This window comes from Rhizobium sp. S163 (genome assembly GCF_030380805.1).
Lineage (GTDB): Bacteria > Pseudomonadota > Alphaproteobacteria > Rhizobiales > Rhizobiaceae > Rhizobium.
On record NZ_JAUDSA010000005.1, the window covers coordinates 1 to 20,863 of the forward strand.

Below are 20,863 nucleotides of genomic sequence, written 5' to 3' on the forward strand. Positions count from 1 at the left end.
GGTCGTGTTCCTCAACAAGGTTGACCAGGTCGACGACGCGGAACTGCTCGAACTCGTCGAGATGGAAGTTCGCGAACTTCTGTCGTCCTACGACTTCCCGGGCGACGACGTTCCTGTCGTCAAGGGTTCGGCTCTGGCTGCTCTCAACGATTCGGACAAGAAGATCGGCGAAGACGCCGTTCGCGAACTGATGGCCGCTGTCGACGCCTACATCCCGACGCCTGAGCGTCCGATCGACCAGCCGTTCCTGATGCCGATCGAAGACGTGTTCTCGATCTCGGGTCGTGGTACGGTTGTGACCGGTCGCGTCGAGCGCGGCATCGTCAAGGTTGGTGAAGAAGTCGAAATCGTCGGCATCCGCGCCACCTCGAAGACGACGGTTACCGGCGTTGAAATGTTCCGCAAGCTGCTCGATCAGGGCCAGGCTGGCGACAACATCGGCGCTCTGGTTCGCGGTGTTAACCGTGACGGCGTTGAGCGTGGTCAGATCCTGTGCAAGCCGGGCTCTGTCAAGCCGCACAAGAAGTTCATGGCCGAAGCCTACATCCTGACGAAGGAAGAAGGCGGCCGTCATACGCCGTTCTTCACGAACTATCGTCCGCAGTTCTACTTCCGCACGACCGACGTTACCGGCATCGTTTCTCTGCCGGAAGGCACGGAAATGGTTATGCCTGGCGACAACGTCACCGTTGCCGTTGAGCTGATCGTTCCGATCGCGATGGAAGAAAAGCTGCGCTTCGCTATCCGCGAAGGCGGCCGTACCGTCGGCGCTGGCATCGTTGCCTCGATCATCGAGTAATCATTGAGATCGGCGGTCTCGCAAGAGACGGCCGCTTCGATGACATTATTATGAAGCAAGTGGCTTTAGCCGCTTGCTTATTACAAAGAAATACGGCACATGGCGCGCAAGCGCTGTTTGCGCGCTGCTTCGTTGTTTCGAGGCGGCAGACTGAAGCTAACATAAAGGTGGCCGAAAGGCCTGAAGACTGGATAGGGATGCCGGTTTCCGACGTCCCTCTCGATCTTTGAAACCGGTGGTCCGCCTTTAGGGAAGAAAACAACCCGTGCCTTGAACAAGGGCGCGTAAGTAACAAACACAAGGATAACGTCGAATGAACGGCCAAAATATCCGCATTCGCCTGAAGGCGTTCGATCACCGCATTCTCGACGCTTCGACGCGCGAGATCGTGTCGACGGCGAAGCGCACCGGCGCAAGCGTCCGGGGCCCCGTTCCGCTTCCGACTCGCATCGAGAAGTTTACGGTAAACCGGTCCCCACACATCGACAAGAAGAGCCGCGAGCAGTTCGAGATGCGCACGCATAAGCGCCTCCTCGACATCGTTGACCCGACACCGCAGACGGTAGACGCGCTGATGAAGCTCGATCTCGCCGCTGGTGTCGATGTTGAGATCAAGCTCTGAGCCTAGCTCGAGCTGAGTTGGAAGGATTGAACCGATGCGTTCAGGTGTGATTGCACAGAAGGTCGGCATGACCCGCGTCTATAACGACGCCGGCGAACATGTTCCGGTAACAGTACTGCGTATGGAAGGCTGCCAGGTCGTAGCCCAGCGCACAGTAGAAAAGAACGGCTACGCCGCAGTTCAGCTTGGTGCTGGCACGGCGAAGGTCAAGAACACGTCCAAGGCGATGCGCGGCAATTTCGCTATTGCCAACGTCGAGCCGAAGGCCAAGCTCGCTGAATTCCGTGTTTCGGAAGACAACCTGCTTGACGTCGGCACCGAGCTCAAGGCTGGCCACTTCGCCACCGGTCAGCTCGTCGATGTAACCGGCACGACGATTGGTAAGGGCTTTGCCGGCGCCATGAAGCGTCACGGCTTCGGCGGTCTGCGCGCCACGCACGGTGTGTCGGTTTCGCACCGCTCGCACGGTTCGACCGGCTCGCGCCAGGACCCGGGCAAGGTTTTCAAGAACAAGAAGATGGCTGGTCACATGGGCCAGACGCGCGTAACGACTCAGAACCTTGAAGTGGTTTCGACCGACGAAGATCGTGGTCTGATCCTGATCAAGGGTGCAGTACCCGGTTCCAAGGGTGCCTGGATCATCGTGCGCGACGCCGTCAAGTCGGCCGCGAAGTAAGGGAGCCAGACCAATGGAATTCAACGTCAAGACCCTCGAGGGAAAAGACGCAGGGAAGGTTTCTCTTTCTGACGCGATTTTCGGTCTCGAGCCCCGCGAAGACATTCTCGCCCGCGTAATCCGCTGGCAGCTTGCCAAGAAGCAGCAGGGCACTCACCAGGCAAAGGGCCGCGCCGACGTATGGCGCACCGGCGCCAAGATGTACAAGCAGAAGGGTACGGGCCGCGCTCGTCACCATTCGGCTCGTGCTCCGCAGTTCCGCGGCGGTGGTAAGGCTCACGGCCCGGTTGCTCGCAGCCACGAACACGACCTTCCGAAGAAGGTTCGCGCTCTCGGCCTGCGTCTGGCTCTGTCGGCAAAGCTGAAGTCCGATGATGTCATCATCATCGACAACCTGGTTGCTGCTGAAGCAAAGACCAAGGCTCTGGCTTCGACCTTCGCAACGCTCGGCCTGACCAACGCTCTCTTCATCGGCGGCGCTGAACTTGATGGCAACTTCAAGCTCGCAGCCAAGAACATCCCGAACATCGATGTTCTGCCGATCCAGGGCATCAACGTTTATGACATCGTGCGCCGTGGCAAGCTCGTGCTTTCCAAGGCTGCCGTTGAAGCTCTAGAGGAGCGTTTCAAGTGACCGATCTTCGCCACTATGATGTGATCGTCTCGCCGTCGATCACCGAAAAGTCCACTCTGGTATCGGAAAACAACCAGGTTGTTTTCAACGTCGCTAAGACGGCGTCGAAGCCGGAAATCAAGGCTGCAGTCGAGGCGCTCTTCGGCGTCAAGGTCACGGCCGTCAACACTCTGCTCCGCAAGGGCAAGACCCGTCGTTTCCGCGGTTTTGTCGGCAAGCAGAAGGACGTGAAGAAGGCAATCGTGACTTTGGCTGAAGGCCAGACGATCGACGTCTCCACCGGTCTCTGAGGAATAAAAACATGGCATTGAAAACATTCAATCCTACGACCCCGAGCCAGCGTCAGCTGGTCATCGTCGACCGCTCTTCGCTCTACAAGGGCAAGCCGGTCAAGGCGCTGACGCAGGGTCTGACCAAGAGCGGCGGTCGTAACAACCTCGGTCGCATCACGGCTCGCTTCATCGGCGGCGGTCACAAGCGTACGTATCGTCTGATCGACTTCAAGCGTCGCAAGTTCGAAGTTGAAGGCACGGTCGAGCGTATCGAATACGACCCGAACCGTACCGCGTTCATCGCGCTCATCTCCTACGCCGACGGCGAACAGGCCTACATCATCGCTCCGCAGCGCCTTGCTGCCGGCGACAAGGTCATCGCCTCTGAAAAGGCTGTGGACGTAAAGCCGGGCAACACCATGCCCCTGCAGTACATCCCGGTTGGCTCCATCATCCACAACGTGGAAATGAAGCCGGGCAAGGGCGGTCAGATCGCTCGCTCCGCTGGTTCCTACGCACAGCTCGTAGGCCGCGATGCGGGTCTCGCGATCCTTCGTCTGAACTCTGGCGAACAGCGCCTCGTGCCGGGCTCCTGCCTTGCTTCGATCGGTGCGGTTTCGAACCCTGACCACGCCAACATCAACGACGGCAAGGCCGGTCGTACCGTATGGCGCGGCAAGCGTCCGCATAACCGCGGTGTTGTCATGAACCCTGTCGACCACCCGCACGGTGGTGGTGAAGGCCGCACTTCCGGTGGTCGTCACCCGGTTACCCCTTGGGGTAAGCCGACCAAGGGCAAGCGCACCCGGTCGAACAAGTCGACCGACAAGATGATCATGCGCTCGCGTCATCAGCGTAAGAAGTAAGAGAGGAAGTCTCCAATGGCTCGTTCAGTATGGAAAGGTCCGTTCGTTGACGGCTATCTTCTCAAGAAGGCTGAGAAGGTTCGTGAAGGCGGACGTGCAGAAGTAATCAAGATCTGGAGCCGTCGCTCCACGATCCTGCCCCAGTTCGTCGGTCTCACCTTCGGCGTCTACAACGGCAGCAAGCATATTCCGGTCAACGTCAATGAAGACATGGTCGGTCACAAATTCGGTGAATTCTCTCCGACCCGGACCTACTACGGTCACGGTGCGGACAAGAAGGCAAAGAGGAAGTAACGATGGGCAAGGCAAAAGCCGAACGCCGGCTGAAGGACAACGAGGCGCAAGCAGTCGCCCGCACGCTCCGCGTCAGCCCACAGAAGCTCAACCTGGTTGCCGCGGCTATCCGCGGCAAGAAGGTCGAGCGCGCACTCGCTGAGCTGGAATTCTCCCGCAAGCGCATCGCAGGCGCGGTCAAGAAGACGCTCGAATCTGCGATCGCAAACGCCGAGAACAACCATGATCTCGACGTTGACTCGCTGGTCGTAGCGGAAGCTTACGTCGGCAAGTCGATCGTCATGAAGCGTTTCCACGCTCGTGGCCGTGGTCGTGCATCGCGCATCGAAAAGCCCTTTGCGCACCTGACGATCGTTGTTCGCGAAGTTGAAGCCGCCACCGAGGAGGCCGCATAATGGGTCAGAAAATCAATCCAATTGGTTTCCGTCTTGGCATCAACCGTACCTGGGATAGCCGCTGGTTCGCGGACAATGCCGAATACGGTCAGCTGCTGCACGAAGACCTGAAAATGCGCAAGTTCGTCATGAACGAACTGAAGCAGGCTGGTATCTCCAAGGTGGTTATCGAGCGTCCGCACAAGAAGTGCCGCGTCACGATCCACTCGGCTCGTCCGGGCCTGATCATCGGCAAGAAGGGCGCAGACATCGACAAGCTCCGCAAGAAGCTGTCGGACATGACGAACTCCGAAACGCACCTCAACATCGTTGAAGTTCGCAAGCCGGAAGTCGACGCTGTTCTGGTCGCTCAGTCGATCGCTCAGCAGCTCGAGCGTCGTGTTGCTTTCCGTCGCGCCATGAAGCGCGCCGTTCAGTCCGCAATGCGTCTTGGCGCCGAAGGCATCAAGATCACCTGCGCGGGCCGTCTCGGCGGTGCTGAAATCGCTCGTACGGAATGGTACCGCGAAGGTCGCGTGCCGCTGCATACGCTGCGCGCTGACATCGACTACGGCACAGCCGAAGCGGAAACCGCTTTCGGTATCTGCGGCATCAAGGTTTGGATCTTCAAGGGCGAAATCCTTGAGCACGATCCGATGGCCTCCGAGCGCCGCGCACTCGAGGGTGATGCTCAGGGTCCGGCTAGCCGTGACCGCGATCGTCGCCGCGACAACGCTTAATAGCGTTGGTGGCAGATAAGTTCGGAGAATAAGAAAATGTTGCAGCCAAAGCGTACCAAGTACCGCAAGCAATTTAAGGGCCGCATCAAGGGCGTCGCCAAGGGTGGTTCCGACCTCGCCTTCGGTGAATTCGGCCTTAAGGCTCAGGAGCCAAACCGCGTAAATGCACGCGAGATCGAAGCGGCCCGCCGCGCGATCACGCGCTACATGAAGCGTGCTGGCCGTGTATGGATCCGCGTGTTCCCGGATGTTCCGGTAACCGCAAAGCCGACCGAAGTCCGTATGGGTAAGGGTAAGGGCTCTGTTGAATATTGGGCATGCAAGGTCAAGCCAGGCCGCATGATGTTCGAGATCGACGGCGTCAGCGAAGAAATCGCTCGCGAAGCGCTTCGCCTCGGCTCTGCCAAGCTCTCGGTCAAGACGCGCTTCGTACAGCGCATTGCAGAGTAAGGAGCAAGGCACATGAAAGCCGAAGAAGTTCGCGGCCTGACGGCCGATCAGCTCAAGGACAAGCTCGCCGACCTGAAGAAGGAGCAGTTCAACCTGCGCTTCCAGAAGGCCACCGGTCAGCTCGAAAAGTCCTCCCGCGTCAACGAAGTTCGCAAGGACATCGCCCGCGTGAAAACCATTGCCCGCCAGAAGGCGGCAGAAGCAAAGGCCTAAGAATATGCCGAAGCGCATCCTGCAGGGCGTCGTCGTTGGCGACAAGAACGAGAAGACTGTAGTTGTCCGCGTTGAGCGTCGTTTCGCTCATCCGCTGATGCAGAAGACCGTTCGTCGTTCCAAGAAGTACAAGGCCCACGACGAAAACAATCAGTACAAGATTGGCGATACCGTATCCATCGAGGAATGCGCGCCGATCTCCAAGGACAAGTGCTGGACGGTCATTTCCGGCCAGGCAAAGTAAGAATTTCTCGCGAGGCCTTGCGTCTCGCGGAAATTTCTGTATGAAGCAGCGTCAGAACGCTCGTTCGTCGAGCGTTCTTTTGCTTTGAGCGCACGGAAGGTCCCGTTTGGGAAACCACCCTGGCACGATCGATCCCGCGCTAGTCAAGCTAATGCCGTGTTTTCGCCTGCTCTCGTGGCAAGCGGCCGGCTGACAATTTTCATATGCCGGGGTAGGGGGCGACAGCCCAACCATTCCGGTAAACACAAGAAGGCGACCTGATATGATTCAGATGCAAACAAACCTCGACGTGGCGGATAATTCCGGCGCACGTCGTGTCATGTGCATCAAGGTGCTGGGCGGTTCTAAGCGCAAGTATGCCTCGATCGGCGACGTTATCGTCGTTTCGATCAAGGAAGCTATTCCGCGCGGCCGCGTGAAGAAGGGTGACGTGATGAAGGCGGTTGTCGTTCGCACCGCCAAGGAAATCCGTCGCGTAGATGGTTCCATCATCCGCTTCGACACCAATGCAGCAGTCCTCATCGACAACAAGAAAGAGCCGATCGGCACCCGTATCTTCGGACCGGTTCCGCGCGAACTTCGCGCCAAGAACCACATGAAGATCATCTCGCTCGCTCCAGAAGTTCTGTAAGGAGCACGAACGATGCAAAAGATTCGTAAGGGCGACACGGTCGTCATGCTCGCAGGCAAGGACAAGGGCCGCACTGGCGAAGTCCTTCAGGTTCTGCCCAAGGAAGATCGCGCCGTAGTCCGTGGCGTCAACGTCGTGAAGCGCCACCAGCGCCAGACGCAGACCCAGGAAGCCGGCATCATCAGCAAGGAAGCCTCGGTTCACTTGTCCAACGTCTCGATCATCGACAAGGACGGCAAGCCGACCCGCGTTGGTTTCAAGGTTGTTGACGGCAAGAAGGTCCGTGTGGCCAAGCGTTCCGGTGAGGTGATCTGATGGCTCAGGCAAAGTACGAGCCGCGGCTCAAGAAGGAATATGTCGAGCGCATCCGTGCGGCGATGCAGGAGAAGTTCTCCTACGCCAACGAGATGATGATTCCGAAGCTCGACAAGATCGTAATCAACATGGGTGTTGGTGAAGCAACGGCTGATTCGAAGAAGCCGACTGTTGCCGCAGCTGACCTGGCCGCTATCGCTGGTCAGAAGCCGGTGATCACCCGTGCACGCAACTCCATCGCTGGCTTCAAGGTCCGCGAAGATATGCCGATCGGCGCAAAGGTTACCCTGCGCGGCGCTCGCATGTACGAGTTCCTGGACCGTCTCGTGAACATCGCGCTTCCGCGCGTTCGCGACTTCCGCGGCCTGAACCCGAAGAGCTTTGACGGCCGTGGCAACTTCGCCATGGGCATCAAGGAGCACATTGTGTTCCCTGAGATCAACTACGATAAGGTTGATCAGATGTGGGGCATGGACATCATCGTTTGCACGACGGCCACCAAGGACGACGAAGCACGGGCTCTGCTCACAGAGTTCAACTTCCCGTTCCGTCAGTAACCGTAACGACGAGCGTAGAAAAGGAACCACACATGGCGAAGACCAGCGCAGTTGAAAAGAACAAGCGCCGCCGTATTACGGTCGCCAACCAGGCCGCTAAGCGCGCCGAGTTGAAGGCGATCATCATGAACCAGGCTCTTCCGATCGAAGACCGGTTCAAGGCCTCGATCAAGCTGGCATCCCTGCCGCGCGATGGATCGAAGACCCGTATTCGCAACCGTTGTGAAGTATCGGGCCGTCCGCGCGCATACTACCGCAAACTGCGCATGTCGCGTATCGCGCTGCGTGAACTCGGCAATCTCGGCAAGGTGCCGGGCATCGTCAAGTCCAGCTGGTAAGGAGCAGGTTAGATGACAATGACTGATCCGTTGGGCGATATGCTCACCCGCATCCGTAACGGCGCTTCCCGCCGCAAGTCGTCGGTCTCGACGCCTGCTTCGAAGCTCCGTGCACGTGTTCTCGATGTTCTCCAGGCTGAAGGCTACATCCGTGGCTACGCTCTTGTCGATTTCGGCAATGGCAAGTCTGAAATCAACATTGAGCTGAAATACTACGAAGGCGCATCGGTGATCCGTGAGATCGGCCGTGTGTCCAAGCCGGGCCGCCGGGTTTATGTCTCGGTCAAGTCCATTCCGCAGGTCGCGAACGGTCTCGGCATCACCATCCTTTCGACTCCGAAGGGTGTGATGGCTGATCACCAGGCTCGCGAACAGAACGTTGGTGGCGAGGTTCTTTGCTCGGTATTCTAATACCGAGCATCGATCTCCATAGCGAACAGACAGGATATAAAAATGTCTCGTATCGGTAAGAAGCCCGTTCAGATTCCTGCTGGGATTACGGCTACGGTCGAAGGCCAGAAGGTTACTGCAAAGGGCCCGAAGGGCGAGCTGTTCTTCGTCGCAAACGACGAAGTCGGCGTTAAGCTCGAAAACAATGCGGTTGTCGTGACGCCGCTCACGCAGTCGAAGGATGCTCGTTCGAAGTGGGGCATGTCCCGCACGATGATCGAAAACATCTTCACGGGTGTTAAGGACGGCTACGAGCGCAAGCTCGAAATCAACGGCGTTGGTTACCGCGCGTCGCTTCAGGGCAAGAACCTGCAGCTCGCTCTCGGTTTCAGCCACGACGTGGTTTATGAGCCGCCGGTCGGCATCACGATCGCTGTGCCGAAGCCTACTGAAATTGTTGTCACTGGCATCAATAAGCAGCAGGTCGGCCAGGTCGCCGCTGAAATCCGCGAATACCGCGGTCCTGAGCCTTACAAGGGCAAGGGCGTCAAGTATGCCGGCGAACGTATCGTTCGCAAAGAAGGCAAGAAGAAGTAAGGATCACGCGAAATGGCTAGCAGGAAAGAAGCACTTGCACGTCGTGCCAACCGCGTGCGCCGTCATCTCAAGTCGGTGGCCAATGGCCGTCCGCGCCTGTCGGTTCATCGCTCCTCGAAGAACATCTACGTTCAGGTTATCGACGATGTTGCCGGCAAGACCCTCGCGGCTGCCTCGACGCTCGATAAGGACCTGCGCGGTTCTCTGAAGACCGGTGCTGACACCGCGGCAGCTGCCGCCGTTGGCAAGCTCGTCGCCGAGCGCGCCTCCAAGGCTGGCGTCAAGGAAGTCGTATTCGACCGTGGCGCCTTCATCTATCACGGCCGTATCAAGGCTCTGGCAGATGCAGCCCGCGAAGGCGGTCTGACCTTCTAATGAATTTCCGGCCGGAGCCCTAAGCTCCGGCCGGATTTTAACCGGACCGCAAACGCTCCTCAATAGGGGAGGCTGATGCGGTCCTCGTGTTGTCTGCCGTTCCACCCGCAAAAGAAAAAGGAAAAGGACAATGGCACAGGAAAGAAAAGGTTCGCGCGACGATCGCCAGAACCGCGAAGAGCGCGATAGCGAATTCGTCGACAAGCTGGTCGCGATCAACCGCGTCGCCAAGGTCGTCAAGGGCGGCCGTCGTTTCGGTTTCGCAGCCCTCGTCGTCGTCGGTGACCAGAAGGGCCGCGTTGGCTTCGGTCACGGCAAGGCACGTGAAGTGCCGGAAGCAATCCGCAAGGCAACTGAAGCTGCCAAGCGCGAACTGATCTTCGTACCGCTGCGTGACGGCCGTACGCTGCATCACGACGTTCACGGCCGCCACGGCGCCGGCAAGGTTCTGCTTCGTTCGGCCAAGGTCGGTACCGGTATCATCGCTGGTGGTCCGATGCGCGCTGTTTTCGAAACGCTCGGCGTTCACGACGTCGTCGCCAAGTCGACCGGTTCCTCGAACCCATACAACATGGTTCGCGCTACCTTCGACGCTCTGAAGCACCAGGTTCACCCGAAGGACATCGCAGCACAGCGCGGCATCAAGTATGCAACGCTTCAGGCTCGCCGTGCCGCTTCTGGTAACGCTTCTGAAGAATAAGAGGAGCTGATCCATGGCCAAGGCTACAAAGAAGACCGAAGCAAAGACGGTTACCGTCGAGCAGATCGGTAGCCCGATTCGCCGTCCGGATGTCCAGCAGCGCACGCTGATCGGTCTCGGGCTGAACAAGATGCACCGTCGTCGCACGCTGGAAGATACCCCTTCCGTTCGTGGCATGATCCGTGCTGTCCAGCATCTCGTTCGCATCGTCGACGAGAAGTAAGCAGGGAGTATTCGCTATGAAACTCAATGAAATCAAAGACAACGAAGGTTCGACCCATAGCCGCAAGCGCCTCGGCCGCGGTATCGGTTCGGGCTCCGGCAAGACCGGTGGTCGCGGTGTCAAGGGTCAGAAGTCCCGTTCGGGCGTAGCCATCAACGGCTTCGAAGGCGGTCAGATGCCAATCTACCGTCGCCTGCCGAAGCGCGGCTTCAACAACATCTTCAAGGCCGACTTCGTTGTCGTGTCCCTGGAGCGTGTTCAGGCTGCTATCGACGCTGGCAAGCTCGACGCCAAGTCCACGGTTGATGCAGCAGCTCTCAAGGCTGCCGGCGTTATCCGTCGCGTCAAGGACGGCGTTCGCGTTCTCGCCGACGGCGAGCTGAAGGCAAAGGTCAAGTTCGAAGTTGCTGGCGCTTCCAAGCCGGCTGTCGAAAAGATCGAAAAGGCTGGCGGTTCCGTCACGCTTCTTTCTGCCGCAGCTGCAGAGTAATTTAATCTATGATAAACCGCCCGGGGTGCTTCACACCGGGCGGTTTTGCTCCCATATGTGAGCCTCACAAAAACCGGTCGGATGCACGTGCGTCAGGACAGGTTAGACGAACAACAGGGTGAGGCATAGGTTGCGCCCGCAATCCGTCCGAAGCCCGCTTTTGAATAATTCAGAAATGCCGATCCGGCGTTCTGCCTTTCGCTTGGTCAGAGCCCGAAACCGGTAGCGCGGAGATACGCATGGCGTCTGCAGCGGAACAGTTGGCTTCCAACCTCAATTTCTCGACCTTCGCCAAAGCCGAGGATCTCAAGAAGCGCCTGTGGTTTACACTGGCAGCTCTCCTCGTCTATCGGTTGGGAACGCACATTCCGCTTCCCGGCCTCAACCCGCAGGCCTACGCACAGGCCTTCCAGGGTCAGGCAGGCGGCATTCTCGGCCTCTTCAACATGTTTTCGGGCGGCGCTGTTCAGCGCATGGCGATCTTCGCGCTCGGCATCATGCCCTACATTTCCGCTTCGATTATCGTGCAGCTGATGACCTCGGTCGTGCCTGCGCTCGAGAACCTGAAGAAGGAAGGCGAGCAGGGTCGAAAGATCATCAACCAGTACACCCGCTACGGCACCGTGCTTCTCGGCACGCTGCAGGCTTATGGCATTGCCATTGGTCTGGAGAGCGGGCAGGGGCTCGTTGTCGATCCGGGCATCTTCTTCCGCGTCTCCACGGTCATCACGCTGCTCGGCGGCACGATGTTCCTGATGTGGCTCGGCGAGCAGATTACCTCGCGCGGTATCGGTAACGGCATCTCGCTCATCATCTTCGCCGGCATCGCCGCTGGCCTGCCTTCGGCTCTTGCCGGTACGCTCGAACTCGGCCGCACAGGCGCGCTGTCGACGAGCCTTATCCTGCTGGTCATCGTCGTTGCGATCGCCGTCATCGCGATTATCGTCTTCGTCGAGCGCGCCCAGCGCCGCCTTCTGATCCAGTATCCGAAGCGCCAGGTGGGTAACCGCATGTTCCAGGGCGATACCTCGCACCTGCCGCTGAAGCTCAATACCTCGGGTGTCATCCCGGCGATCTTCTCGTCCTCGTTGCTGCTCCTGCCGGCAACGATCGCGGGCTTCGCCAGCACGACGAACATGCCGACCTGGGTAACCTCGATTGTCGCGGCTCTGGGCCATGGCCAGCCGCTCTACATGCTCCTCTACGGTCTGCTGATCGCCTTCTTCGCCTTCTTCTACACGGCCATCGTCTTCAATCCGAAGGACACGGCCGACAATCTGAAGAAGCATGGCGGTTTCATCCCGGGCATCCGTCCCGGTGAGCGCACCGCCGAGTACATCGATTATGTGCTGACCCGCATTACGGTCATCGGCGCGATCTATCTGGTCTTCGTCTGCATTCTTCCGGAAATCCTCGTGTCGCAAACCGGGATCCCATTATCCCTTGGTGGCACTTCGCTTTTGATCGTCGTTAGCGTAACTCTTGATACGGTGGCACAGATCCAGGGTCATCTGATCGCGCAGCAGTACGAAGGCCTGATCAAGAAATCGAAGTTGCGTGGAGGAAAGAGGGGTCGATGAGACTTATACTTTTGGGGCCGCCGGGCGCGGGTAAGGGGACTCAAGCTCAGCGGATCGTGGAAAAGTACGGCATTCCGCAACTTTCCACGGGTGACATGCTTCGCGCCGCCGTTCAGGCCGGTACCGAAGTCGGCAAGCGCGCCAAGGCCGTCATGGATGCTGGCAAGCTGGTCTCAGACGACATCGTCATCGCAATCGTGTCGGAGCGTATCGACCAGCCCGATTGCGAGAATGGCTTCATCCTCGACGGTTTCCCGCGCACGCTGGTTCAGGCCGATGCGACGGAAGCCATGCTCAAGGGCAAGGGCATCGAACTGTCGAAGGTCGTCGAAATCCAGGTCGACGACGCTATCCTGGCGGACCGCGTTTCGGGCCGCTACACCTGTGCGAACTGTGGTGCCGGTTATCACGACACCAACGTCAAGCCGAAGGTGGAGGGCGTCTGTGACCGCTGTGGTTCGACTCACTTCAAGCGTCGTCCCGATGACAACCGCGAAACCGTGGTGACGCGTCTCGGCGCTTACTACAAGGAAACATCGCCGCTGATCGGCTACTACTATGCCAAGGGCAAGTTGCAGTCGGTGGATGGCATGGCAGACATCGATCACGTCACCGGCGAGATCGAGGGCATACTTTCGAAGCTGTAAGGCTTTGGAAATAAAACTTGGCGGGAGCGGTTGCTTTTCAGCACTGATTCCGTTAAACACCGCGCCAACTCGCGATATCTGATGCGATCGGCGCGGACTTCCGATAGGAATTCCGGGTTCGATCGTTTTGACTTGTTGAGAACCTGAATTGTAATTGCGGCCTTTCAAGGCCGTGTAACGAGACACCACTTGCCGGATGGCAACTGGAACGCAAGGAGAATAGGCGTGGCACGTATCGCTGGCGTCAACATCCCGACCGCAAAGCGCGTTGTAATCGCGCTGACGTACATTCACGGGATCGGTCCGAAATTCGCACAGGAAATCATCGAGAAGGTCGGTATTCCTGCTGATCGTCGCGTGAATCAGCTCACCGACGCTGAAGTCCTGCAGATCCGCGAAACCATCGACCGCGATTACCAGGTCGAAGGTGACCTGCGTCGCGAGACCTCGATGAACATCAAGCGTCTGATGGACCTCGGCTGCTATCGCGGCCTGCGTCATCGCCGTGGCCTTCCGGTCCGCGGTCAGCGCACGCACACCAATGCTCGTACCCGCAAGGGCCCGGCAAAGGCTATCGCTGGTAAGAAGAAGTAATTTCCGGGAAACCGGAGGTGAGGGGGCTGGCGGTCTGCGCCGGCCTCTTTTGAGTTTGGGGCAGGGCCGCAAGGTCTCGTTCCGGTGTAGCCGCTGGTATTACGGCGGTGCAGAGATCCAAGAAAGGGATTAAAATGGCCAAGGAAGCCGTACGCGTTCGCCGTCGCGAACGTAAAAACATTTCGTCGGGCGTCGCTCACGTCAACTCGACCTTCAACAACACGATGATCACGATCACCGACGCACAGGGCAACGCCATTGCCTGGTCGTCTGCTGGCGCCAAGGGCTTCAAGGGCTCGCGCAAGTCGACCCCGTTCGCTGCTCAGATCGCTGCTGAGGACTGCGCCAAGAAGGCTCAGGAGCACGGCATGAAGTCGCTGGAAGTTGAAGTTTGCGGTCCGGGTTCGGGTCGTGAATCCGCTCTGCGCGCCCTCCAGGCTGCTGGTTTCATGATCACGTCCATCCGCGACGTGACCCCGATCCCGCACAATGGTTGCCGCCCGCGCAAGAAGCGTCGCGTCTGATCATCGCCATTCACAACATCGGTGAGCGGATCCTCGCTCCCGATGCTTCTCAAGCTCGGTTGTCACGATTGGATGGTGGCAACGAACGGAAGGCAAAAATATGATTCAGAAAAACTGGCAGGAATTGATCAAGCCGAACAAGGTCGAGTTCTCTTCGAGCTCGCGCACCAAGGCGACGCTCGTAGCAGAGCCGCTGGAGCGCGGTTTCGGCCTCACCCTCGGCAACGCGCTTCGCCGCGTTCTGCTGTCCTCGCTGCGCGGTGCCGCAGTGACGGCCGTGCAGATCGATGGCGTGCTGCATGAATTCTCGTCGATCCCTGGCGTTCGTGAAGATGTCACCGACATCGTTCTGAACATCAAGGAAATCGCCATCAAGATGGATGGCGACGACGCAAAGCGCATGGTCGTGCGTAAGCAGGGTCCTGGCGTTGTAACGGCTGGCGACATCCAGACGGTCGGCGATATCGAAATCCTCAACCCCGAGCATGTGATCTGCACGCTCGACGAGGGCGCCGAAATCCGTATGGAATTCACCGTCAACAACGGCAAGGGCTATGTTCCGGCCGATCGCAATCGTGCGGAAGATGCTCCGATCGGTCTCATCCCGGTCGACAGCCTTTATTCGCCGGTCAAGAAGGTGTCCTACAAGGTTGAAAATACCCGCGAAGGACAGGTTCTCGACTACGACAAGCTGAACATGACCATCGAAACCGATGGTTCGATCTCCGGCGAAGATGCCGTCGCTTTCGCGGCTCGCATCCTGCAGGATCAGCTTGGCGTGTTCGTCAACTTCGACGAGCCGCAGAAGGAAACCGAAGAAGAAGCAGTCACCGAACTTGCTTTCAACCCGGCTCTCCTCAAGAAGGTGGACGAACTCGAACTGTCTGTTCGCTCGGCAAACTGCCTGAAGAACGACAACATCGTCTACATCGGCGACCTCATTCAGAAGACCGAAGCAGAAATGCTCCGCACGCCGAATTTTGGTCGCAAGTCGCTGAACGAAATCAAGGAAGTTCTCGCGTCCATGGGCCTGCACCTCGGCATGGAAGTGCCGGCATGGCCGCCTGAGAACATCGAAGATCTCGCCAAGCGTTACGAAGACCAATACTAACCATCAAACGGCGGGCGAGATGCCTGCATGTGAAGGAGAATAGCAATGCGCCACGGTAAAGCCGGCCGCAAGCTGAATAGAACCGCTAGCCACCGCAAGGCAATGTTTGCCAACATGGCGGCTTCGCTCATCACCCATGAGCAGATCGTGACCACCCTGCCGAAGGCAAAGGAAATCCGTCCGATCGTTGAAAAGCTCGTAACCCTCGGCAAGCGCGGCGACCTGCACGCTCGTCGTCAGGCGATCTCGCAGATCCGCGACGCCGCTGTCGTTTCGAAGCTCTTCGACACGATCGCTTCGCGCTACGCAACCCGCAACGGCGGCTACCTGCGTATCATGAAGGCTGGCTTCCGCCAGGGCGACAACGCCGCTCTCGCCGTCATCGAATTCGTTGACCGCGACACCTTCGCCAAGGGCGCAGCCGACAAGGCTCGCGTTGAAGCCGAAGCAGCAGCTGCTGAAGCCGCTTAATATTTTCCGGTTCGCCGGAAGCAAAACAGCCGGGCTGAAAAGCCCGGCTGTTTTCGTTTGAGACGTTGATTTGTCATCGCGTGCGCTTCGGCCGCTCGCCAGTCTTGCTGAAATGTTGAAGTCGCGCCGGTGGTGGGCCGTCGATGACCTCGACATCACCCTGCGCCTCCAGCGCGGCCTTGAAACGCACAGCATTGCGCTTTCCCCATACTCCAAGAAAGCAGGCCCCGGTGATGTCGTCCTTGAAGACGATCGCGCCGCCAAAGGCCGCGCTTAGGCCAGCCTCGCCAACGAGCCCGCCGCCGCCGTAGGCGTCGACGACGACGTCAAGCGGCGCTGCGGCAACGACTGTGTCCCCGGCCGGGGCGAAATGCGGGTCACGGTAGATGTATAGTGGCGACGCTGCTTCCATGCGGGCAGTCTGTCAGCCCTCACGGTTTCAAACAAGAGCTCAGCCGGCAGCCTGGGCTGGACGTGTTCTGCCGCCTTGTCCGTTTCGGTTACGCTTCCTGCTCCGCGCAATTGGCCGCCATGACCGGTAGAGGATCATCAGGATGATCAGCCCCACATAGACATACTGCTCGAAATCCAGAAGCTTCGTCGACAGCGCGAAGTGCACCGCGCCACAGGCGGCGATGATGTAGATCAGCTTGTGCAGCCAGATCCATTTCGAGCCGAGCTTCCGGATCGACAGGTTGTTGGATGTGACAGCCAGCGGCACGAGCAGCACGAGCCCGGCCATGCCGAACATGATGAAGGGACGCTTCATCACATCGTCGAGGACAGCGGAGACGTCAAGCGCCTGATCAAGGACCATGTAAACCGTGAAATGCATGGCCACGTAGTAAAAGGCGAGAAGACCCAGCGCGCGACGATAGCGCAGGTAGTTCCAGCCGAGGAGGTCGCGGGCAGGGGAGACGGCGAGCGTCAGCACTAGGAAGCGGATAGCCCAGAGGCCCAGGAACAGCTCGAAGGTTTTGACCGGATCGGCGCCCAGCTGGTCGGTGGCGCCGAGATAGAAGGTCCAGGCGGCAGGCGCCAGCCCGACGACATAGAGCAGCCAGACGGAGGCCGAGTGCCATCGCTTCGGCAGGCTGAACGAGAGCGTTGCCATCAGAAGTTCGCCTTCAGGTCCATGCCCGCATAGAGGCTCGCCACCTCATCGCCATAGCCGTTGAACGGCAGTGTAGGATGGCGGCTGGCGCCGAAGAAGCCGCTCTCGCCGATGCGCCGCTCGGTCGCCTGGCTCCAGCGCGGATGATCGACGGCTGGATTGACGTTGGCATAGAAGCCGTATTCCTGCGAATTGGTGACCTGCCAGGTGTTCTTCGGCTCCTTGTCCGTCAGCGTGATCCGCACGATCGATTTGATGCCCTTGAAGCCATATTTCCAGGGAACGACCAGCCGGATCGGCGCGCCGTTCTGGTTGGGCAGCGTCTCGCCATAAAGCCCGACCGCGAGCAGCGTCAGCGGATGGTTGGCTTCATCAAGCCGCAGACCTTCCACATAGGGCCAGTCAAGCGATTGGAAGATGCCCTTCTGTCCCGGCATCTCTTCCGGGCGCACGACGGTCTCGAAGGCGACATACTTGGCGCTCCCGAGCGGCTCGACCTTGCTCAAGAGGGCGGCCAGCGGAAAGCCGTCCCACGGGATCACCATCGACCAAGCCTCGACGCAGCGCATGCGATAGGTGCGGCTCTCGATCGGGAATTGCTTCATCAGCGCGTCGAGATCGAAGGTGCCTGGCTTGTTGACCATGCCGTCGACCTTGATCGTCCAGGGCGTGGGCTTGAAGTCGCCGGACAGCGCCGCCGGATCACCCTTGTCGAGCCCGAACTCGTAGAAGTTATTGTAAGTGGTCACATCCTTGATCGGCGTCAGCTTCTCGTCGACCTTGTACTTGCTGTCGACGGTCGTAAGCGCGGCTGCGCTGGCAGTGCCGGCACCCAATAGACCCAATGCGCCGATCGCGGCGGCGCCAAGGAACTGGCGGCGATCGAGATAGGTCTGGCGCGGCGTGATCTCAGACGAAGCAATCTTGGGTGGACGATAGACGGGCATGATATCCTCCTGAGCAGCCTGGCTCGGCATTGAACTTGAACGCATTCAAGCTCGTTTCGGATCACTGTTTACGCCTTGAAGCGGCCGGCCGGGAAGCCAACTTATCGTGTAGCGAAAACGTAGCGTCTGCCTGTAACAAACCACGTCCTGCCCACGTATATGATCGATCGACGCCTGAGGCGTACCGAGGAGTACCGCTTTTGCCTTTCCCGGTAGTGACAGCATATACTCTTTGGATTAGGACAATTCCAAAAAGCAGCGATAGTTGGAGCGTGTCGTCAAGATCCGCCCGGTATCGCGCAAGACTTCCGATGTTGTGAGGAAACACCAATGCCAGCTTATCGTTCGAGAACCACGACCCACGGCCGCAACATGGCGGGTGCGCGCGGCCTTTGGCGCGCCACGGGCATGAAGGATTCGGATTTCGGCAAGCCGATTATCGCGGTGGTCAACTCTTTCACCCAGTTCGTGCCGGGCCACGTCCACCTGAAGGACCTCGGCCAGCTCGTCGCCCGCGAAATCGAAGCGGCCGGCGGCGTCGCCAAGGAGTTCAACACGATCGCCGTCGACGACGGTATCGCCATGGGCCATGACGGCATGCTCTATTCGCTGCCTTCGCGCGAACTGATCGCCGACAGCGTCGAATACATGGTCAACGCTCACTGCGCCGACGCCATGGTCTGCATCTCCAACTGCGACAAGATCACCCCCGGCATGCTGATGGCCTCGCTGCGCCTCAACATCCCGACGGTCTTCGTCTCCGGCGGTCCTATGGAAGCCGGCAAGGTCGTGCTGAACGGCAAGAAGGTCGCGCTCGACCTCGTCGATGCCATGGTCGCAGCCGCCGACGACAAGATCAGCGATGAGGACGTCGCCGTCATCGAGCGTTCCGCTTGCCCGACCTGCGGTTCCTGCTCCGGCATGTTCACGGCAAACTCGATGAACTGTCTGACGGAAGCCCTGGGCCTGTCATTACCCGGAAACGGCTCGACACTCGCCACCCATTCCGACCGCAAGGAACTCTTCCTGGAAGCCGGTCGCCGCGTCGTCGAACTCGCCCGCCGTTATTACGAACAGGACGATCTCACCGCTCTGCCGCGCACGATCGCCAGCAAGGGCGCGTTCGAAAACGCCATGGCGCTCGATATTGCCATGGGCGGCTCGACCAACACCGTTCTGCACATTCTTGCGGCCGCGCATGAAGGCGAGATCGATTTCACGATGGACGATATCGATCGCCTGTCGCGCCGCGTTCCCTGCCTGTCGAAGGTCGCGCCCGCCAAGGCCGACGTTCACATGGAAGACGTTCACCGCGCCGGCGGCATCATGGCCATCCTCGGCGAACTCGACCGCGCTGGCCTGCTGAATGTCGATCTTCCGACGGTCCACGCACCGACCATGCGCGAAGCGCTGGCGCAGTGGGATGTCGCGGTCACCGACAACAAGGCCGCCTTCGATCTCTTCAGCGCCGCTCCCGGCGGTGTTCCGACGCAGGTCGCCTTCAGCCAGAGCTCGCGTTGGGAAGAACTCGACCTCGACCGCGAAACCGGCGTCATCCGCGATGCCCAGCACCCGTTCTCCAAGGATGGTGGTCTCGCGGTTCTGAAGGGCAACCTCGCGCTCGATGGCTGCATCGTGAAGACGGCGGGTGTCGATGAATCGATCCTGAAGTTCTCCGGCCCGGCCAAGGTCTACGAAAGCCAGGACGCGGCCGTAAAGGCGATCCTGTCCAACGAAGTCGTCGCCGGCGATGTCGTGGTCATCCGCTACGAAGGCCCGAAGGGCGGCCCGGGCATGCAGGAAATGCTCTATCCGACGAGCTACCTGAAGTCGAAGGGCCTCGGAAAGGCTTGCGCGTTGATCACCGACGGTCGCTTCTCCGGCGGCACCTCGGGTCTGTCGATCGGCCACGCCTCTCCGGAAGCGGCCAATGGCGGCACCATCGGTCTCGTGCGCGAAGGCGACATGATCGACATCGACATCCCGAACCGCACGATCAGCCTGCGCGTCGACGACCAGGAACTGGCAACCCGCCGCGCCGAGCAGGACGCCAAGGGCTGGCAGCCGGCCGAAAAGCGCAAGCGCAACGTCACGACCGCGCTGAAGGCCTACGCCGCCTTCGCAACCAGCGCCGACCGCGGCGCCGTTCGCGATCTCGGCGATCGCTGAACCTACTGATTAAAAGTCAGTTGCTCTATTAAGCCGGTCGCCTCAAAGCGGCCGGTTTATGTTTTTGTAGCTTTCCGCCAGCTGCTTCAGCCGCTCGTCATAGGCGGCCTGGATGCAGGCGACGTCGGCGGCGCACTCCTGGCGCTTTTTCAGCCACGCCGTCTGCTCGTCCTGCATCGTGCCGCGCGAGCCCATGGCAAGCAGGCCCGACAACAGGTCGAAGGTCGTCACCATCTTCACATCGGCGTCGTTGAGCGAGCGGTTGTCGCAGATCGCCTTTTCGTCCGGCTTCAGCTCCTTGGCCTCGCAATCGAAGCTTGCCGCATGGCTTGTCCCGGCGCAGCAAAGCAGCAGGGCGGCGGCGGTGAAGAGGAGGGGCTGGCGATATCGCGTCATGCAGTTGTTCCTGTCCGGTCTAGCTGGCTCTCAAGAATGCCATGCCGACGAAGATGATGCAGCAAAGCCAGATGGCAAGGATGACGATCAGCCCGGTGCGGCTGGACGGCCGCTCGAGCCGTGCTGCGGCGTCGACGCGCAACTCCGCCATGACATCTGAGGGGATGAGCCTGACGGCAAGCATGATACCCAAGGGCACGATGAGGAGATCGTCGAGATAGCCGAGCACAGGAATGAAATCGGGGATCAGGTCGATCGGCGATAGCGCGTAAGCGGCGATGCCGCCGGCCACCGCCTTCGCGTACCAGGGTACGCGCCTGTCGCGCGCGGCGAGCCAAAGCGCGACGATGTCACGCTTCAGTGATTTCGCCCACAGTTTGGCCTTTGATATCAGTTGCATGCCTGTCGTTCCTGACTCAGTTTGGCAAGTATGTTGCGCATCGGTTGACCCGCCTTGATCTTCCATGCTTCCGCCCTCTTTCCTTTCTAGCGTCCGGCACTACAACGTTC

The 20,863-nt window shown here is 59.3% G+C and carries 34 protein-coding genes; 29 read left to right on the forward strand and 5 right to left on the reverse strand.

Going from position 1 to position 20,863, the window contains the following annotated elements; all coding sequences use genetic code 11:
• The 28 genes from QTL96_RS06765 to rplQ all read left to right on the forward strand — a co-directional run.
• Nucleotides 1-799, forward strand: a 799-nt coding sequence (locus QTL96_RS06765; RefSeq protein WP_289727189.1) for an elongation factor Tu, incomplete at its 5' end; no start/stop codon positions are given.
• Between the two features lie 313 nt (nucleotides 800-1,112).
• Nucleotides 1,113-1,421 (forward strand): 30S ribosomal protein S10, encoded by a 309-nt coding sequence (gene rpsJ, locus QTL96_RS06770; RefSeq protein ID WP_003547547.1) that lies wholly within the window; start codon nucleotides 1,113-1,115, stop codon nucleotides 1,419-1,421.
• Between the two features lie 34 nt (nucleotides 1,422-1,455).
• Nucleotides 1,456-2,097, forward strand: a complete 642-nt coding sequence (rplC, locus tag QTL96_RS06775; protein WP_018900276.1) for a 50S ribosomal protein L3 — start codon at nucleotides 1,456-1,458, stop codon at nucleotides 2,095-2,097.
• Nucleotides 2,098-2,110: 13 nt separating this feature from the next.
• Complete coding sequence (gene rplD / locus QTL96_RS06780) at nucleotides 2,111-2,731, forward strand: 50S ribosomal protein L4 (RefSeq protein ID WP_018900275.1); 621 nt, start codon at nucleotides 2,111-2,113, stop codon at nucleotides 2,729-2,731.
• A complete protein-coding gene (locus tag QTL96_RS06785; protein WP_018900274.1) occupies nucleotides 2,728-3,021 on the forward strand; it encodes a 50S ribosomal protein L23 in 294 nt (97 codons plus the stop codon). The genes rplD and QTL96_RS06785 overlap by 4 nt, the downstream gene beginning before the upstream one ends.
• 11 nt (nucleotides 3,022-3,032) lie before the next feature.
• On the forward strand, nucleotides 3,033-3,869 hold the full coding sequence (gene rplB / locus QTL96_RS06790) for a 50S ribosomal protein L2 (RefSeq protein ID WP_018900273.1): 837 nt from the start codon (nucleotides 3,033-3,035) through the stop codon (nucleotides 3,867-3,869).
• A gap of 15 nt (nucleotides 3,870-3,884) precedes the next feature.
• Nucleotides 3,885-4,163, forward strand: coding sequence for a 30S ribosomal protein S19 (rpsS, locus tag QTL96_RS06795; RefSeq protein WP_018900272.1), 279 nt, complete (start codon nucleotides 3,885-3,887; stop codon nucleotides 4,161-4,163).
• Between the two features lie 2 nt (nucleotides 4,164-4,165).
• On the forward strand, nucleotides 4,166-4,558 hold the full coding sequence (gene rplV / locus QTL96_RS06800) for a 50S ribosomal protein L22 (RefSeq protein WP_018900271.1): 393 nt from the start codon (nucleotides 4,166-4,168) through the stop codon (nucleotides 4,556-4,558).
• Complete coding sequence (gene rpsC, locus QTL96_RS06805; protein WP_113010801.1) at nucleotides 4,558-5,277, forward strand: 30S ribosomal protein S3; 720 nt, start codon at nucleotides 4,558-4,560, stop codon at nucleotides 5,275-5,277. The genes rplV and rpsC overlap by 1 nt, the downstream gene beginning before the upstream one ends.
• Nucleotides 5,278-5,313: 36 nt before the next feature.
• Nucleotides 5,314-5,727, forward strand: a complete 414-nt coding sequence (gene rplP / locus QTL96_RS06810) for a 50S ribosomal protein L16 (protein WP_003573792.1) — start codon at nucleotides 5,314-5,316, stop codon at nucleotides 5,725-5,727.
• 12 nt (nucleotides 5,728-5,739) lie between these two features.
• A complete protein-coding gene (gene rpmC / locus QTL96_RS06815) occupies nucleotides 5,740-5,940 on the forward strand; it encodes a 50S ribosomal protein L29 (protein ID WP_016553554.1) in 201 nt (66 codons plus the stop codon).
• A 4-nt stretch (nucleotides 5,941-5,944) separates the two neighbouring features.
• The gene (rpsQ, locus tag QTL96_RS06820; RefSeq protein ID WP_018900269.1) at nucleotides 5,945-6,184 is read left to right on the forward strand and encodes a 30S ribosomal protein S17; all 240 of its coding nucleotides are present in this window, start codon (nucleotides 5,945-5,947) and stop codon (nucleotides 6,182-6,184) included.
• A 262-nt stretch (nucleotides 6,185-6,446) separates the two neighbouring features.
• Entirely contained in the window at nucleotides 6,447-6,815 is a 369-nt protein-coding gene (rplN, locus tag QTL96_RS06825) for a 50S ribosomal protein L14 (protein ID WP_018900268.1), read from the forward strand.
• A 12-nt stretch (nucleotides 6,816-6,827) separates the two neighbouring features.
• Entirely contained in the window at nucleotides 6,828-7,130 is a 303-nt protein-coding gene (gene rplX, locus QTL96_RS06830) for a 50S ribosomal protein L24 (RefSeq protein ID WP_018900267.1), read from the forward strand.
• Nucleotides 7,130-7,687: a 50S ribosomal protein L5 gene (gene rplE / locus QTL96_RS06835; protein WP_018900266.1), complete on the forward strand. Its 558-nt coding sequence runs from the start codon at nucleotides 7,130-7,132 to the stop codon at nucleotides 7,685-7,687. Before rplX ends, rplE begins: the two co-directional genes overlap by 1 nt.
• A gap of 32 nt (nucleotides 7,688-7,719) precedes the next feature.
• Complete coding sequence (gene rpsN / locus QTL96_RS06840; RefSeq protein ID WP_018900265.1) at nucleotides 7,720-8,025, forward strand: 30S ribosomal protein S14; 306 nt, start codon at nucleotides 7,720-7,722, stop codon at nucleotides 8,023-8,025.
• 12 nt (nucleotides 8,026-8,037) lie between these two features.
• Complete coding sequence (gene rpsH / locus QTL96_RS06845) at nucleotides 8,038-8,436, forward strand: 30S ribosomal protein S8 (RefSeq protein WP_018900264.1); 399 nt, start codon at nucleotides 8,038-8,040, stop codon at nucleotides 8,434-8,436.
• A gap of 42 nt (nucleotides 8,437-8,478) precedes the next feature.
• Nucleotides 8,479-9,012 (forward strand): 50S ribosomal protein L6, encoded by a 534-nt coding sequence (gene rplF, locus QTL96_RS06850; protein ID WP_018900263.1) that lies wholly within the window; start codon nucleotides 8,479-8,481, stop codon nucleotides 9,010-9,012.
• 12 nt (nucleotides 9,013-9,024) lie between these two features.
• Nucleotides 9,025-9,387: a 50S ribosomal protein L18 gene (gene rplR / locus QTL96_RS06855; RefSeq protein ID WP_018900262.1), complete on the forward strand. Its 363-nt coding sequence runs from the start codon at nucleotides 9,025-9,027 to the stop codon at nucleotides 9,385-9,387.
• Between the two features lie 130 nt (nucleotides 9,388-9,517).
• Nucleotides 9,518-10,087, forward strand: a complete 570-nt coding sequence (rpsE, locus tag QTL96_RS06860) for a 30S ribosomal protein S5 (RefSeq protein ID WP_018900261.1) — start codon at nucleotides 9,518-9,520, stop codon at nucleotides 10,085-10,087.
• Between the two features lie 13 nt (nucleotides 10,088-10,100).
• Nucleotides 10,101-10,310, forward strand: a complete 210-nt coding sequence (gene rpmD / locus QTL96_RS06865; RefSeq protein ID WP_016553562.1) for a 50S ribosomal protein L30 — start codon at nucleotides 10,101-10,103, stop codon at nucleotides 10,308-10,310.
• A 16-nt stretch (nucleotides 10,311-10,326) separates the two neighbouring features.
• Complete coding sequence (gene rplO, locus QTL96_RS06870; protein WP_016553563.1) at nucleotides 10,327-10,800, forward strand: 50S ribosomal protein L15; 474 nt, start codon at nucleotides 10,327-10,329, stop codon at nucleotides 10,798-10,800.
• 239 nt (nucleotides 10,801-11,039) lie between these two features.
• Nucleotides 11,040-12,380: a preprotein translocase subunit SecY gene (gene secY, locus QTL96_RS06875; protein WP_018900260.1), complete on the forward strand. Its 1,341-nt coding sequence runs from the start codon at nucleotides 11,040-11,042 to the stop codon at nucleotides 12,378-12,380.
• Complete coding sequence (locus tag QTL96_RS06880) at nucleotides 12,377-13,027, forward strand: adenylate kinase (RefSeq protein ID WP_026283317.1); 651 nt, start codon at nucleotides 12,377-12,379, stop codon at nucleotides 13,025-13,027. Before secY ends, QTL96_RS06880 begins: the two co-directional genes overlap by 4 nt.
• A gap of 225 nt (nucleotides 13,028-13,252) precedes the next feature.
• Complete coding sequence (rpsM, locus tag QTL96_RS06885) at nucleotides 13,253-13,621, forward strand: 30S ribosomal protein S13 (RefSeq protein WP_018900258.1); 369 nt, start codon at nucleotides 13,253-13,255, stop codon at nucleotides 13,619-13,621.
• A gap of 134 nt (nucleotides 13,622-13,755) precedes the next feature.
• Nucleotides 13,756-14,145 carry a 30S ribosomal protein S11 gene (rpsK, locus tag QTL96_RS06890; protein ID WP_003547577.1) on the forward strand — a complete coding sequence of 130 codons (390 nt, stop codon included), beginning with the start codon at nucleotides 13,756-13,758 and terminating at the stop codon, nucleotides 14,143-14,145.
• Between the two features lie 100 nt (nucleotides 14,146-14,245).
• Nucleotides 14,246-15,256 (forward strand): DNA-directed RNA polymerase subunit alpha, encoded by a 1,011-nt coding sequence (locus QTL96_RS06895; RefSeq protein WP_007787729.1) that lies wholly within the window; start codon nucleotides 14,246-14,248, stop codon nucleotides 15,254-15,256.
• Between the two features lie 45 nt (nucleotides 15,257-15,301).
• A complete protein-coding gene (rplQ, locus tag QTL96_RS06900; RefSeq protein ID WP_018900257.1) occupies nucleotides 15,302-15,727 on the forward strand; it encodes a 50S ribosomal protein L17 in 426 nt (141 codons plus the stop codon).
• 73 nt (nucleotides 15,728-15,800) lie between these two features.
• Here rplQ and QTL96_RS06905 read toward each other — a convergent pair whose 3' ends face one another.
• From QTL96_RS06905 to msrP, 3 genes are read right to left on the reverse strand one after another with little or no spacing between them, the layout of a single operon-like run.
• Nucleotides 15,801-16,139 (reverse strand): hypothetical protein, encoded by a 339-nt coding sequence (locus QTL96_RS06905; protein WP_289727195.1) that lies wholly within the window; start codon nucleotides 16,137-16,139, stop codon nucleotides 15,801-15,803.
• Between the two features lie 39 nt (nucleotides 16,140-16,178).
• Nucleotides 16,179-16,841: a protein-methionine-sulfoxide reductase heme-binding subunit MsrQ gene (gene msrQ, locus QTL96_RS06910; protein ID WP_289727196.1), complete on the reverse strand. Its 663-nt coding sequence runs from the start codon at nucleotides 16,839-16,841 to the stop codon at nucleotides 16,179-16,181.
• The gene (gene msrP / locus QTL96_RS06915; RefSeq protein WP_289727197.1) at nucleotides 16,841-17,788 is read right to left on the reverse strand and encodes a protein-methionine-sulfoxide reductase catalytic subunit MsrP; all 948 of its coding nucleotides are present in this window, start codon (nucleotides 17,786-17,788) and stop codon (nucleotides 16,841-16,843) included. Before msrP ends, msrQ begins: the two co-directional genes overlap by 1 nt.
• A 330-nt stretch (nucleotides 17,789-18,118) precedes the next feature.
• Here msrP and ilvD point away from each other — a divergent pair, with 330 nt between their 5' ends.
• Nucleotides 18,119-19,957, forward strand: coding sequence for a dihydroxy-acid dehydratase (gene ilvD / locus QTL96_RS06920; RefSeq protein ID WP_018900253.1), 1,839 nt, complete (start codon nucleotides 18,119-18,121; stop codon nucleotides 19,955-19,957).
• 42 nt (nucleotides 19,958-19,999) lie between these two features.
• Here the strand turns inward: ilvD and QTL96_RS06925 are convergent, their stop codons facing one another.
• Both QTL96_RS06925 and QTL96_RS06930 read right to left on the reverse strand, forming a co-directional pair.
• The gene (locus tag QTL96_RS06925) at nucleotides 20,000-20,353 is read right to left on the reverse strand and encodes a hypothetical protein (protein WP_289727198.1); all 354 of its coding nucleotides are present in this window, start codon (nucleotides 20,351-20,353) and stop codon (nucleotides 20,000-20,002) included.
• A gap of 19 nt (nucleotides 20,354-20,372) precedes the next feature.
• Complete coding sequence (locus tag QTL96_RS06930; RefSeq protein ID WP_289727199.1) at nucleotides 20,373-20,753, reverse strand: YkvA family protein; 381 nt, start codon at nucleotides 20,751-20,753, stop codon at nucleotides 20,373-20,375.
• Nucleotides 20,754-20,863 lie beyond the last annotated feature (110 nt).